Origin of the sequence: Antarctobacter albus, from assembly GCF_900101505.1 — a bacterium.
GTDB lineage: Bacteria > Pseudomonadota > Alphaproteobacteria > Rhodobacterales > Rhodobacteraceae > Antarctobacter > Antarctobacter albus.
Window position 1 is genome coordinate 55,052 of sequence record NZ_FMZI01000021.1, and the last position, 14,355, is coordinate 69,406.

Annotated in this window: 10 protein-coding genes and 1 tRNA gene; 6 read left to right on the forward strand and 5 right to left on the reverse strand. The window is 65.4% G+C overall.

Annotation, left to right across the window (positions count from 1 at the left end; genetic code table 11):
* Positions 1-45 precede the first annotated feature (45 nt).
* The gene (selD, locus tag BLQ71_RS24085) at positions 46-2,178 is read left to right on the forward strand and encodes a selenide, water dikinase SelD (protein ID WP_074623546.1); all 2,133 of its coding nucleotides are present in this window, start codon (positions 46-48) and stop codon (positions 2,176-2,178) included.
* Here the strand turns inward: selD and mnmH are convergent.
* On the reverse strand, positions 2,160-3,218 hold the full coding sequence (mnmH, locus tag BLQ71_RS24090) for a tRNA 2-selenouridine(34) synthase MnmH (RefSeq protein WP_074623547.1): 1,059 nt from the start codon (positions 3,216-3,218) through the stop codon (positions 2,160-2,162). The genes selD and mnmH overlap by 19 nt on opposite strands.
* Positions 3,219-3,353: 135 nt before the next feature.
* On the opposite strand from mnmH, the gene BLQ71_RS24095 reads away from it, so the two are divergent.
* Positions 3,354-3,428, forward strand: a tRNA-Phe gene (locus BLQ71_RS24095).
* A gap of 276 nt (positions 3,429-3,704) precedes the next feature.
* On the opposite strand, the gene BLQ71_RS24100 is transcribed toward BLQ71_RS24095, so the two are convergent.
* The 3 genes from BLQ71_RS24100 to BLQ71_RS24110 all read right to left on the reverse strand — a co-directional run bounded on the left by BLQ71_RS24100 (position 3,705) and on the right by BLQ71_RS24110 (position 6,111).
* Positions 3,705-4,487, reverse strand: coding sequence for a PGN_0703 family putative restriction endonuclease (locus BLQ71_RS24100; RefSeq protein ID WP_074623548.1), 783 nt, complete (start codon positions 4,485-4,487; stop codon positions 3,705-3,707).
* On the reverse strand, positions 4,484-5,179 hold the full coding sequence (locus BLQ71_RS24105; RefSeq protein ID WP_074623549.1) for a HEPN domain-containing protein: 696 nt from the start codon (positions 5,177-5,179) through the stop codon (positions 4,484-4,486). The genes BLQ71_RS24100 and BLQ71_RS24105 overlap by 4 nt, the downstream gene beginning before the upstream one ends.
* 71 nt (positions 5,180-5,250) lie before the next feature.
* Complete coding sequence (locus BLQ71_RS24110; RefSeq protein WP_229754962.1) at positions 5,251-6,111, reverse strand: helix-turn-helix transcriptional regulator; 861 nt, start codon at positions 6,109-6,111, stop codon at positions 5,251-5,253.
* 131 nt (positions 6,112-6,242) lie between these two features.
* Between BLQ71_RS24110 and BLQ71_RS24115 the strand changes: the two genes are divergently transcribed.
* Genes BLQ71_RS24115 through BLQ71_RS24130 form a run of 4 tightly spaced genes read left to right on the forward strand, consistent with a single transcriptional unit; the run spans position 6,243 to position 13,801 of the window.
* Entirely contained in the window at positions 6,243-9,674 is a 3,432-nt protein-coding gene (locus tag BLQ71_RS24115) for a TM0106 family RecB-like putative nuclease (RefSeq protein ID WP_175459261.1), read from the forward strand.
* Positions 9,652-10,059, forward strand: a complete 408-nt coding sequence (locus BLQ71_RS24120; protein WP_133066196.1) for a hypothetical protein — start codon at positions 9,652-9,654, stop codon at positions 10,057-10,059. Before BLQ71_RS24115 ends, BLQ71_RS24120 begins: the two co-directional genes overlap by 23 nt.
* Positions 10,056-11,168, forward strand: coding sequence for a metallophosphoesterase family protein (locus tag BLQ71_RS24125; RefSeq protein WP_074623553.1), 1,113 nt, complete (start codon positions 10,056-10,058; stop codon positions 11,166-11,168). The genes BLQ71_RS24120 and BLQ71_RS24125 overlap by 4 nt, the downstream gene beginning before the upstream one ends.
* Positions 11,165-13,801, forward strand: a complete 2,637-nt coding sequence (locus BLQ71_RS24130) for an AAA family ATPase (protein WP_074623554.1) — start codon at positions 11,165-11,167, stop codon at positions 13,799-13,801. The genes BLQ71_RS24125 and BLQ71_RS24130 overlap by 4 nt, the downstream gene beginning before the upstream one ends.
* A 228-nt stretch (positions 13,802-14,029) precedes the next feature.
* On the opposite strand, the gene BLQ71_RS24135 is transcribed toward BLQ71_RS24130, so the two are convergent.
* A partial coding sequence (locus BLQ71_RS24135; protein WP_074623505.1) for an IS5/IS1182 family transposase occupies positions 14,030-14,355 on the reverse strand: 326 nt, incomplete at its 5' end.

Genomic DNA, 14,355 nt, shown 5'->3' on the forward strand with positions numbered 1-14,355 from the left:
ATCCCGGCCACGCGGGCATGTGCCCGCAGGCCGGGAGAGACCAGAATGCAAGCATCGTCCCATCCGTTTACCCGCGATCTGGTGCTGGTCGGAGGCGGCCACAGCCACGCGCTGGTCCTGCGGTCCTGGGGCATGAAGCCGCTGCCGGGCGCACGCCTGACGCTGATCAATCCCGGCCCCTCCGCCGCCTACTCCGGCATGCTGCCCGGACATATTGCCGGACACTACACGCGCGACGCGCTGGAGATCGATCTTGTCCGGCTGGCACGATTTGCCGGGGCCCGGCTGATCCTGGGCGCCGCCGAGGGCATCGACCTGTCCCGTGGAGAGGTGCACGTGGCGGCCCGCCCGCCCATCGCCTTTGATCTGGCCAGCATCGACATCGGCATCACAACAGCCATGCCTGAAATTCCCGGGTTTGCCGAATATGCGATCCCGGCCAAGCCCCTGGAACGGTTCGCCGCCGCATGGCAGAACTTCCTTCAGACCAGCGGCCCGGCCAGCGTGGTGATGATCGGCGGCGGGGTCGCCGGCGCCGAATTGATCCTGGCGATGGGTCACGCACTGTCACAGGCCGACCGGCCCGCAAAGTTGCACCTGATCGAACGTGACACGGTCCTGACCGCCCTGCCCGACCGTTCGGCGAAACGCCTGCGCGCGGCATTGGAACGCGCAGGCGTCACGCTGCATGAAGGGGCCGAGGTGCGGGCGATCACGCCGGATGGAGTCACGCTGGATGGGTATGAGATCGAGACTGACTTCGTCTGCGGCGCTGCGGGTGCCCGTCCTCATCCCTGGCTTGCGGAAACCGGACTGGCGCAGCAGCACGGTTATCTGAGCATTGATCCGCAGTTGCGCACATCGGACCCCCGCATCTTTGCAGCGGGGGATTGTGCGCATATGCCATTTGCCCCGCGGCCCAAGGCCGGAGTCTATGCCGTCCGGCAGGCCCCGGTGCTGGCACAGAACCTGTGCGTGGCACTGCGCGAAGCCGGGACGATGAAACGCTATCAGCCGCAGAAGGATTATCTAAAGCTGGTGTCGATGGGCGAGAAAACCGCCCTGGGCGACCGGTTCGGCCTGAGCTTTTCCGGCCCCTGGGTCTGGCGATGGAAAGACCGGATCGACCGGAAATTCATGTCCAAACTCAAGGACCTGCCACAAATGGCATTGCCCGCGCTGCCGGACCCGCGTGCCGCCGGTGCGGCGGACCTGGGCGACAAGGTGCTGTGCGGCGGCTGCGGTGCCAAGCTGGGCCAGGGGGCCTTGATGGCAGCGCTTTGCGAGGGTCCGTCGAACCTGCCCGGGGACGACGCGGCACTGGTCCGCATCGGCGGTGCGGAACTGGTCTTCAGCACCGACCACCTGCGCGAAATCACCGCCGATCCCGTCACCATGACGCGCATCGCCGCGCAGCATGCGCTTGGCGACATCTGGGCAATGGGCGGCCAGCCGCAGGCCGTTCTGACCAGCCTTGTCCTGCCCCGCATGTCGCCACGGCTGGCCAGCCGCACCCTGGACGAGATCATGACAACCGCCCGCGCCATCATGCGTGCATCCGGGGCAGAGATCGTCGGCGGCCACACGTCGCAAGGCGCCGAACTGACCATCGGCTTTACCATCGCCGGCACCTGCGAAGGAACGGCAATCGGCCTTGCCGGCGCGCGCCCCGGCGACGCATTGATCCTGACCAAGCCGCTGGGGTCCGGCGTGCTCATGGCCGGTGAAATGGCGGGTCTTGCGCGCGGCGAAGACGTGGCTGCGGCCCTGCAACGGATGGTCCAGTCGCAGGCGCAGGCCTCGACCTTGCTGAAAGACGCCCATGCCATGACGGATGTGACCGGATTTGGCCTGCTGGGTCACCTGCGCAACATCTGCCTGAATTCGAACGTCGGCGCAGAAATCACGCTGGAGGCGGTGCCTCTCATGCACGGCGCCGTGGAGCTTGCCCGCCAAGGCATCCGGTCAAGCCTCTACCCGGACAATCGCGCGCCCTTCCCCGACCTCGCGGACAGTGCCCTGCACGATCTTCTGATCGACCCCCAGACCTCCGGCGGCCTGCTGGCGGCCGTGCCCGGCGATGGGACAGAGCCCCTGGCGGCGCTGCACGGCGCAGGCTACGAAGCCGCGCGGATCGGCATCGTCACCGAGGGCTCCGGTCAGATCCGGATCGTCTGAAGCCGCGCCGCCAAACGGTCGGCCAGCGCGTCCAAAGCACCGGGGGCCAGCGAAACCGTCTCCTCGCGGTGCAGAACCTGTGGGACATGTGCCCGCATGGAACTGCGATAGGCCGGATCATAGTGATCCTCGGCCAGAGCGCGGCACAGGGCCAGGCGATCCCCCGCGTCGATCATCGCCTCCCACCGATCGACGACCTCGTGCCCACGGTGATAGCGCAGCGGCGCCAGCTTTTCGCGCAGCCGCACCCCGTCGGACAGAATGTCGTCATAGGCCTGTGCAAGGTATTCCGCACGCGCCGCGATCGGGGCAGAGACCTCGACCCAGGGCGCGACTTTCATCGCGTCCCAGAGTGCCGGTGGCAGGTTGATCTGCCCGATCTTGCTGCTTTCCGCCTCAACAACGACGGGCCGCGCGGGATCAAGGGCACATAGCGCCCGAGCAAGATCGGATTCGAAACCCTTCTGGGCAGGTTGTCCCCCCGGCATCTCTCCCAAGAGCGAGCCCCGATGCCGCGCCAGTCCTTCGAGATCCAGAACCTGCACGCCGCGATCCTGCAGGCGTGGCAGCAGCGCGGTCTTGGCCGTCCCGGTATACCCACCCAACTGGACTAGGTGATGCCGCAGCGGCGTGTCGTACAGATAACCCGTCACAAGCCGACGATAGGTCCGGTACCCCCCCGGCACCACCTCGGCCCGCCAGCCGATCTCACGCAGCATCCAGGTGAAAGAGCCGGACCGCTGCCCCCCGCGCCAGCAATAGACCAACGGCCGCCACCCTCCCTCGTGATGCGAGAGATGACGTTCGATATGGTTGGCCGCATTGCGGAAGACCAGTGCCGCCCCCAGCTTACGCGCCTTGAAGGGACTATCCTGCTTGTAGATCGTCCCGACGCGGGCACGTTCCTCGTTGTCGAGCGCGGGGAGATTGATTGCACCCGGGATACGATCTTCTTCGAACTCCGCCGGGCTGCGGACGTCGATCACGGTATCGAAACCGTGCGCGTGAAAGCTCTCCAGGCGGTCTGGTATCAAGGTCATTGAGTGGATTTATCGCGGCGGCTGAGGCTTTGGAAGGGCCGGATTCAGCGAGGTGAAATTCTGTTGCAAAAGCTGCTGGACACCGGGTCGGACCTCGGCTAAACCGCCTCCACCCGAAGCGATCGCTTCACCCGTGCCCGGGTAGCTCAGGGGTAGAGCAGTGGATTGAAAATCCTCGTGTCGGTGGTTCGATTCCGCCCCCGGGCACCATTATTATCCTATCGCCGTGCAAAATCGCCCAGTAAATTAAGGGAATTTGCTATTTTCCGGCCTCGCGGCAATCGGATTTGCTACAGAACTTGCTACAGGAAGCGCTACGGTATGCGAGTGTTTCCACGGCATTGAGATGGCGGGAGAGCAGCTGCCTTTGCAGGGGAGATGTCTGGACAGTCATTGGCAAGGGCACGGGGCGCCGGCGCGTGATGGACTGGTGAACGTCGATGGAAGTGTGACCGGCTGCTCATCATGCCGAGGCATCGGTCGTTCTCATCCGATGTCGAAGGCTTTAGCCAGGCGTCCTGCATGTAGGGCCGGACCCGGCTCTTTGCCCGACGCCCAGTCTTTGACCAGACCGATGTAGTCGAGCGTAAGAAACTCGACTTCGTCGCCGGCTGTCCGGCGGGTGAAATGTTCGCACTCCGATCGATGCGTTGACACGCGGGACGCGTCGACCGGTCGGCCGTCCGGCCAAGCTCGGGGCTCCGCGTAAAGATAAACGAGAACGGACTTGAGGCCCTGAAAAGGGCCGCCTTCGCGGTGCACGGCGGACCGCAGGCCGAAGGCATGTTTCACAAGTTGCGGTGCATCGAGGGACTTGTAGCGCAGGCTGCCGGCCTTCAACTCATCCCGGACGGAACAGAAGGCGGTCATGGCATCGCCCCAGACAGGGCGGTCATAGGCGTCAGAGAAGCCGGGGCCCTTCTTCCGCGGTCTGAAAGGCTCGTAGCGCTTGCTCTCGATCCCGATCAGATGCGTGTCGGTGACGATGACGGCGTCCAGCCAGGGATGCCGGCCGCCGGACCACGGGAAGCGCAACTCGGCTTCGAGTCTCACTTCGCGCGCGGGCCAGGCGGCCGCCAGACGAGGCAGGGGCGGCAGAGCCTCGGGTCGCCTGAGGAACCAGCCGAAGGCATTGACTGCGAGCGCAGACGAGCTTTCAGAGCTTGCGAGCTTGCCGCTCTCGACCTCGTTGCCGGGCGCGGCGTTCAGGGCGTCGAGGATCTCCCGTTCCGGAAGGTCCGGCAGGAAATGCAGCGGTTGGTCGGTCATTGGCGACCTCCTGCCTTTGCACTGCCATCATCGACAACCGGGTAGTAGGGGCGCCCCCAGCCTTCTGCGGGGTTGTCCATCATTAGGTCCACGAAGACGGGGAGCAGAAAGCCCAGGATCTCCGCTCCGTCCGAGACCTGGCCCCGGTTCACGCTGCCGTTCCAAGTGGCGCCGCCATGCACGATCTGGTTCCGCAGGACATAGTGCCGGTCGAAGACGCAGGTCAGCACGGCGGTCGTGTCACGCCGCGTGACGGCGTCACCGAAGAAACGTGCCGAATGTTGAAACCGGGCCTCCCAGTCCTCGTGCCCGGCGATGCCGTTATGGTACGACCAGAACGGATTGAAGACGTAGCGGTTCTGCATCAGGAGGCGGATCGGTCCCGAGAAGCGGGTCCAGATCGCGTTGTAGATGCGATGATCAGCATCGAGGCGGATCAGGCGGGCAAAGAAGCTCTCGAAATCCTCCCGTGCGGTGCCGAAGGACCGTCCGCCTGCATCGCTCTCGTCGGCATAGGCGGCGTTGAAGGCGATCCAGAGAAAGATGAAACGCGCATCGGCGTCCTCTGCTTCCCTCTCTGCCCGGCCGATCCACGATATTGCGCGATGCACTCGAAGGCCCATGTCCTGCTCGAAACCGTCGCGAATGGCGCGTTGTTTCGACTTCAGATCGTCGAAATACAGGTCTGGCATTACATACTCCAATTCCACTGATCACGTCGAAACACGTCAATTTGGCAAATTTGCGGATAACCCCGGTTTTCTCACGGCAGTATTCCGAAGTCGCGCCGGCCCGGGTGAACGAGGTCACGCAACCCGGCGGGTTCGAGCACTTCGACCTCGTCACCCCATTGGTAGAGAAACCAGGCCATCTCGAGCCATCCGCATGCCTTGAAGCGCACGATCAGGCTGCCGTCGGGGAGGGTTTCCTGCTCTTGATCGGGGTGAAAGAGGAATTCCGACGCGGCCTGCGCCGCGCGCGGTGAGAATTTCCATGCGACCGGACCGACCTGAGCGGGATCGTGGTAGGAGCCGAAGGCTTCACTGGCATGGGCGTTGATGTCGAACGCGGGATCGAGCGCGATCCACTCGTCGGTGCTTCCCGCCGCGAGGATGCGGTCCATGCGATAATGGCGGAAGGCGGTGTCCTCGGGCACGCGAGCCACGAGGTAGCTTCGGGGGCCGAGCAGCACGCCCAAGGGTTCGACATCGCGTTCGCGGACGTCGCCGCCCTGCGAACGGTAGCGCATGCGAAGGCGGTAAGGCCCTCTGAGCGCATCGTAGACGGCGTCTGCCACCGCCGGATCAATTCGGCCTCGCGGACCGGGGCGCGCGACACGTCCCACCGATTGCAGGATCGCTTCGGCATCGGTCTCCGCCGCGCGGGCCCTGGCGCCGGGGACCCGCTGCAGGAGATCGTCGCGCAACCGCATGAGTGTCCGGGCATGGCGGTGACGATCGGCGTCCCGGGCCTCGCGGATGGCGAAGTCGAGCGCTTCGATACTTTCATCCACGGGCGGCGACAGGGCCGCCGGGACCGGGTCCGGCAATTTCCAGGCCTTGCGGCGATCGTGCTTGGTCGGGTTCTCGATGCCGGACAATGTCTCCTCGAGTGCCACGGTCATTCTCTGCGCCGTACGGTGCGTCACCTGGAACCGATCGCATATTTCCTCGAGAGTGACACCTCCATGTCGCGCATGCGCCATTTTGGCGAGTTCAATCAGATCTCGGGCTTTCGTGAATGACATCTTTGACCATGACCATTTTTGACGTGCGCCAGAGTTATGCTGGATACGGGGCCGAAAATCGAGCGAATCGTGTGAGAAATGGAGGCCCGGATTCCGTGCAATTGATTGATGGTAAATTCCTGTTCTCTGCATCAGACCTGATGCGTTTCTCCGGCTGCACGCATGCGACATTTCTCGATCTCGCCCGGCTCGAGGGGCATGGCCCGCAGCCACGGGCGGATGACGAGGAGGCGAAGCTTCTGCAGGAGATGGGAGACGCGCACGAGGCGGCGCATCTCGAAGCCCTGAAGGCATCGGGACGGCACGTCGTGGAAGTGCCACGCGAGGGATTTTCGCTGGAGAGCGGGCTGGCGGAAACCAGGAAGGCGCTGGCCTCCGGAGCGGATGTCATTTTCCAGGCTGCGCTCCACGGCGGCTCATGGGGCGGGTGGTCCGACTTCCTCGAACGGGTAGAGCGGCCCTCGGACCTGGGAGTCTGGAGCTACGAGGTCACCGACACGAAGCTCAAGCGAAAACCCGATCCGAAACATCTTCTCCAGCTGGTCCTCTACTCGGACTTGCTCGCCGACCTCCAAGGTGTCACTCCCGACGCCGCTCATGTCGAGCTTGGCAACGGTGAACGGGCGAGTTTCAGGCTGGCCGACTATGCCGCATACGCCCGGCGCGCACGCCTGCGGCTGGAGGAGTTCGCCCGCACCCGGCCGGAAACGCGGCCTCAGAGATGCGCCGCCTGCACCCTCTGTCGGTGGCAGGACCACTGTCAGGCCGTCTGGGACGAGACCGACAGTCTCTACAACGTCGCAGGCATCAGCACCGGCCAGATCGCGAAGCTGGAAGCCGATGACGTCCGCACCATGGAGGCGCTGGCCTCGCGCGACGCCCCCGTGCGGCACGTGGCGGCGGCGATGCTGGACAAGTTGGTCGCGCAGGCACGGCTCCAGCACGCCCGCAAGGAAGGCGCGCCTTCCTTCGAGCTCCGGGCGCCGTCCCCCGGCAAGGGGTTCGACCTTCTGCCGCAGCCGCACTCCGGCGACGTCTTCTACGATATCGAAGGCGACCCCTATGTTGAGGGTGGGCTGGAATACCTCCACGGTCTCTGGGCCGATGGCGTCTTCACCGGTTTCTGGGCCCACGATCACCTGCAGGAAGCGCAGGCGCTTTCGGATCTCTTCAACTGGTTCCGCGACCGACTGGCGGCCTTTCCCCAGGCCCGCATCTATCACTACGCCGCCTACGAGGTGACGGCGCTCAAGCGGCTGACGGCGAAATACGGGATCGGCGAGGCCTTTCTCGACCGACTGCTCCGGGAACACCGGTTCGTGGACCTCTACGCCGTGGTGCGCGGCGGGCTGCTGGCATCGGAGAGGAACTACTCGATCAAGTCTATGGAGGCCTTCTATCGGGGCAAGCGGGAGGGCGACGTCACGACTTCCGGCGGCTCGGTGGTGGCCTACGAGGAGTGGCGCCGGACAGGTGACGACACGATCCTCGAAGAGATCCGGGCCTACAACGAGGTCGATTGTGTCTCGACCGAGGAACTGCGCGATTGGCTGGTCTCGATCCGGCCCGAGGGTCCCTGGCCGTCGCTGACCGACGAGAGCGCCGGCGAGAAGGAGGCGGAGGCCGACGAGCGGACGGAGGCTCTCCGCGCGCAGCTGGCTGCGTCGGACCTGCCGGAGGACCGCCAGCGACTGCTCTTCGACCTGGCGCAATATCACTGGCGCGAGGACAAGCCCGTCTACTGGTCGATCCATGACAGCATCGCGAAGGAGGAGGACGAGCTCGTCGAGAGCGTCGATGCCCTGGGTGGGCTGATCCGGGCGGGCCAGCCCGTGCCGATCAAGCAGTCTGTCGGTCAGCGTTTCACGTTCCCGAAGCAGGAGACGCGGCTGAAGGAGGGTGCCCGGCCGGCGATCGGTTATGACGAAAACGGGTTCATCGCGACGGCGGTTCTCCATGAGTTCGACGCGGCTGCAGGAACCCTGACGCTGAAGATCGGCAAGCCGAAGGCCGGACTTCTGGAAAACGTGACCGCCTTGCACCCGGAAACGCCGCTGAACACGGGGCCGATCCAGGACGCCATCCGCGCGGTGATCGAAGATCAATGCGGCCCAAGGATGTTACGCGCCGCCGACGCCCTTCTGACCCGCGCCACGCCCCGCTTTCGGAGCGGGCCGCGCGCGGTCGTCCTGAACGGCCGCGACCCGGTGGAGGGCACGATCGACGCGGTGATGGACATGGACGGAACGGTCCTGCCAATCCAGGGTCCACCCGGCACCGGCAAGACGTACATAACGGCCCGCGCCATCCTCGCCCTGGTCCGGGCGGGCAGGAAGGTGGCCGTGGCGTCGACCAGTCACGAGGCGGTGAAGAACGTCCTGATGGGCATCCTCGACGCACACGAGTGGGAGGATCCGGACTTCACCATCGTGCACAAGCTGAGCGACGACACCTACACGGAAGACTGCCCGATCCGGCGAACGAACCAGAACGACGAGAATCTGTTCCGTGGGGCGGATGTGGTCGGCGGCACGGCCTGGCTGTTCTCGCGCGAGGGATTGCGGGGGCATTTCGACCACATCTTCGTGGATGAGGCCGGGCAGGTCGGGCTGGCCAACATGCTGGCCATGTCGACCTGCGCCGAGAATGTCGTCCTGGTCGGAGACCCGCGCCAATTGCCTCAGGTGCAGCAGGGCGCGCATCCGGCCCCGGCCGACCTGTCCTGCCTCGACTGGATGCAGGGAGCCGATGCGGCGATCCGGTCCGACCGGGGGATCTTCCTCCCCGTCACGCGGCGGATGCATCCGGACGTCTGCCGGTTCATCTCGAACCAGGTCTACGAAGGACGACTCGAGAGCCACGCGGATACCGGGCGACAACGTGTCGACGGGGTGCCCGAATGGCCCGCCACCGGCGCCCATCTGGTCCCTGTCAAGCACGAGGGAAACTCACAATCCGCGCCGAAGGAGGTGGAAACGATCCGCGCCGCCGCGGCGGCTCTGGTGACCGGCATCTGGACCGACCGGGAGGGCCAGACCCGTCCGATGACCGAGGCCGATATCATCGTGGTTGCGCCCTACAACCTCCAGGTCAACGCCCTGCGCCGGGCCCTGCCGCCGGGGATCCGCGTCGGAACGGTCGACAAGTTCCAGGGACAGGAGGCGCCGGTCTGCCTCGTCTCGATGACCGCCTCTTCCGGCGAGGAGATGCCGCGCGGCATGGAGTTTCTTCTGTCGCGGGAACGGATCAACGTCGCCGTGTCACGAGCGAAGGGTCTGACGCTGGTCTTCGCATCGCCACGCCTGCTGGATACGACATGCACGAGCGTCGAGCAGATGGCTTTGTTGAACCTGCTCTGCGCCTTGGCGGCACAGGCGCCCCGGATAGCGCGCAATGCAATTGTAGAGGAGAGCCGAGATGAAGAAACCACCGGTGCTTGAACGATTGCCCCGGATGTCCGTGAAGCAACGCCGGGACTTGGCGCGGCGTGCGCATGCCGCGGCGAACTCGAACGCAATCTCCTCGGAAGATGCCCGTGCGGTGTTGGCCGGAATAGACGACTATGAGATTGAATTGTTTCGGGACGATCGCACCGTCGTCGGCTCGATCAGTTGGGAGCCTTTTAGATTTCAGTATGCGATGCGCGGTTTCGATGGAGATCGGGAGGTCGCGCGGATCATCTACACGGACACGCACGGTCAATCTCGCAAAGAGGTCTTCAAACTGGTCGTTCTCGGCACTGTCGTCGAAGATCCGATTCACCATGTGCGGGACGCCCGGATCAAAGGCTCCGAAATCTACGCTAAAAGGACCACTCGCGCATGATCCGTTTCCTCCACGCCTCGGACCTTCATCTTGGCAAGCCATTCGGCGGATTCCCCGAGGAGGTGCGGCACCGCCTTCGGCAGGCTCGCCAAGAGTCCATCGGGGCGCTTGCCAAGGCCGCGCGTGACGGGGGCGCGAGCCATGTCCTGCTGGCTGGCGACACCTTCGACGCCGAGACCCCGACCCGTGCCACGCTTCGGCAGGCAATGAACGCGATGGCCGGACATGACGACCTGACCTGGGTGCTGATGCCCGGCAACCACGATCACCTCGGCGCGGAAGAGATCTGGGGTACGCTCGAGCGGGAGCGGCCGGACAACGTGACACTCGCCCTCGCCGCCGAGCCGATAGAACTCTGGGAGGGCGCGATGCTTCTTCCCGCGCCTTGCACGACGCGCAGTCCTGGCCGTGACCTGACTGAATGGATGGACGGCGCCGAAACCGGCGAGGCAATCCGGATCGGTCTTGGGCATGGCTCCATCCGCGATTTTCGGCCGGTGGACGAGATGGGGGGCGAAGGCGGCGTCGTCATCGCACCCGACCGGGCCATGCGGGCGGGGCTCGATTACCTGGGCTTCGGCGACTGGCACGGCCGGATCGAGGTGGCGGCGAGTACCTGGTATTCCGGCACGCCCGAGCCGGACAGTTTCAAGCCCCACAGGCCCGCCGGAGCCTTGCTGGTGTCGCTCGCCGCAGCCGGCGCGGCGCCTGAGGTGAAAGAGGTGGAGACGGGACAGATCGTCTGGACCCGGGTGGCGCTCGATCTTCTCGATACCGAAGACCCGACGGAGCGTCTGTCAGAAGCTCTTCCCGATCTCACAGGGCGCGACCGCACATTGATCGACATTCGCGCCACCGGCCGCACCGGGCTCGCGGGCCATGCGGCGCTGGCGCGGGCGATCGAGGATGTTGCTCCCGACTTCCTCTGGGCGAACAGCGATCTCTCCACGCTCGCTGTCACACACGAGGCGGACGACCTCTCGCGGATCGATAACCGGGGCGCCGTGCGCGACGCCGCCGAGGCGCTCGCCGCGGCCGCCGACGCGGGCGATACCGCCGCGGCCGCGGCGCTTACCCGGCTATTTTCCTACGCCCTGGAGGTGAAATGAAACTGCGCGCCCTGACCCTCGAGAACGTCCGGAAATTCGGCGGAAAACGTGTCGCGATCGACTCCATCGGCGATGGCATCACGGTGATCTGCGAGGCGAACGAGTTCGGCAAGTCGACGTTCTTCGACGCGATCCACGCCGTCGTCTTCGAAAAGCACACCGCCACCGGCAAGAATGTCCAGTCGCTGCGCCCCCGCGCCGGCGGCGGCGTTCGCATCGGCCTGCAGGTGGAAATCGACGGCGCGTGCTATGCGATCGAGAAGAGGTTTCTCGCGCAGAAGGGGGCGAGTGTCACCGACACGGCCCGCGGCACCGTCATTGCCCGCGATGGCGAGGCCGAGGATTGGATCGCGCGGCACATCGGAGCCTCTGATGGGGGACCCACCGGCCTGCTCTGGGTCCGGCAGGGGGTTCTCGGGCTGGAGCCTGCGGATGCCAAACCGGCCGAGAAAGACCGGCTCGCAGAGGCGCGTCGAGACCTGTTGAGTTCGGTGGCGGGGGAGATCGAGCAGGTCACAGGAGGTCGGACCATGGACCGCATCCTCAGGCGCTGCCAGGAGGACCTCGATGCGCTGGCGACCGGCAGTCGGCTGTCCCCCAGGGGCGCGTGGAAGGAAGCGGTGGACGCGGCCAAGGCTCTTGAAGCCGAACTCGAGGTGCTGGAGCGTCAATGCGCGGAACTTTCTGACTCCCTGGAAGAGCGCCGCGCGGCCGACGCCGAACTGCGGCGGCTTGACGAGCCGGAAGCGAAAGCGCGACGCGACACCGACCTTGCTGAAGCGCGGCAGGCCGCCCGCGCTGCTGAAAGTCACGCACAGAAGATTGCCTCGGCGCAGGGAGAGCTGGACCTCGCGCTGATGCAGCGATCCGAGGCCGAGCGTGCACGAGACGCCTTCATTGATGCCTTAGCGGAGGTCGTAAGCGCCTCCAAGGCCCTTGTTGAAGTGGACCAGCTGAACTCCGAACGGCTCGACTCCTTGAAGGACGCGCGTGACGCCGAAGGCGCACTGCGCTCGGAGCTCGAAGAGGCCGAAAGTGCGACCCGGGCCCTGCGCGAGGAGCAGAAGCGGGCCGAACGCGCAGGGCGCATTCAGCGCGCTCGGGAAGAGGTCGAGCGGTTCGGCGACCTGCTCAAGCAGGCACGTGGGCACGCGGCGACTGCCTCGGAATGCCGGGTGCGGATCGCGGGGAACCCTGTCACGGAGCAGGCCTTGGCGGACCTCGAAGATGCGGCGAAGGAGACGGCGCGGCTGCAAAGCCTCTTCGCGGCCAGTTCGGTGCGCATGCATGTGGAGTATGTCGGGGACACGCGGCTTTCCCTCGCCGGTGCGGAGATCATAAGCGGCGATGCCGTCGCACTGAAGGACGGCGCCGAGGTCGAGGTTCCGGGTATCGCCACCCTGCGCTTCGTGCTTCCGGAGGCGGCAGGCGACCACGACGCCGAAACCCTCCATGCCGCGGCGCTGGCGGCCGAAGCCGACCTCCTGACGCGTTGCGAGGTCCGGACCTTGGGCGAGGCACGCGACCGGGCGCGGCAACGGCAGGCCGACGAGAACGTCGCGAAGCTGGCCGAGCAGATGCTCCGCTCGCTGGCACCTTCCGGCGTCGAGGCCTTGGAGCAGGCGCTCGTAGATGCCCGCGAGACGATCAAGGGCGCTTCGGAAATTCCGGTGCGCTCCGCCGAACGGGTGGCGTCTGACCTCGACGCCGCCGAGACCCGAGAGGCAGAGGTGCGCGGTCGCTTGCGCGCCGCGGCCGAGGCGGTGGCCGATGCTCGCGAAAAGGCGGCGACCTCCGCAGCGGCCCTCGCCGCGGCGCGCGACCGGCAGGGGCGGGCCGAGGCACATGCGGGCGCGGCCGATGCGCGCGAGGCGCGGCGGAGCGAGCTTGCCAATGCCGCGCAAGGGGCCGCTGAGGAAGCTGAAGGAAAGGCAAAGGCTCTGGCCTCGTTGAAGGCAGATGCGCCGGACAGCGCCACCGCGGCCGCAAACCTGAAACGGGCCGAGGCCGCCTTCGAGAATGTCCGCAAGCGGCGCGAGCACCTGGTGGAACGACGGGCGGACCTGTCCGCCCGCATCGACACGCGCGCCCACGAAGGTGTGGAAGAGCGCCGCGACGAAGTGGCTGAGCGGTTGCGCAGTATGACCGCTCGTGAAGATCGTTACGCTGCGGAGGTCGCGGCCTTGGTCCGCCTGCGCGACGCGCTGGAGGCGGCTCGGGACGGCGCCCGGGAAGCCTATTTCGAGCCGGTCCAAGAGGAGCTACGCCCATTGCTGCGCATCCTGCACGACGACGCCGGCATCGACTGGGAAACCGACAGCATCACCCCCGGCGCCCTTCGCCGGGGTGGCGAGACCGAAGCCTTCGAGACCCTCTCCGGCGGCACGCAAGAGCAGATCGCCATCCTCACGCGTCTCGCCTTCGCACGCCTTTTCGCCCGTCGTGGCCAACACCTGCCAATCATCCTGGACGACGCGCTGGTCTACTCGGATGACGATCGGATCGTGAAGATGTTCACGGCCTTGAACCGCGTCGCGCTCGAGCAGCAGATCATCGTCTTCTCGTGCCGTCAGTTGGCTTTTTCCGGCCTCGGCGGGGACCGTCCCCGCGTCAAGACGGAGGATGCGGCGTAAACCGCGCCGCTGGTTCAGAGCAAAGTGAAGGAACCGAAGTATGACTGCTGCTGAGCAACGGTCATTATCAGGAACCCCGCTCGAACTGAAACTTAACGGGAAGGCCGATCGACTTGGCGTTAGCCATGATTTGACGAGGCTTCAGATAAGACATCTTCAGTGGTGCTATTGCCCAATATACGAGACCGTCCTTGATGACGAAGAGCTAGGCTCAGGACTCGTTCTCCCTCAAAGCCAGAAGATGACGGTCGCGGCGAGAGCTATCGCCGAGAAGAAGGTCTGCGGGCATCGGTCGTAGCGTGTCGCAACGCGCCGCCAGTCCTTGAGCCTGCCGAACATGATCTCGATGCGATTACGGCGTTTGTATCGCCGTTTGTCATACTTTACCGGCGTCTTCCGTTTCTTCCGGCCCGGGATGCAGGGGCGTATCTTCTTGTCCTGCAAAGCTTCTCTGAACCAGTCGGCATCGTAGCCACGGTCTCCGAGAAGCCATTTCACGTTGGGCAGCCCGCTGACGAGCGCACGCGCCCCGACGTAATCGCTGACGGGACCGG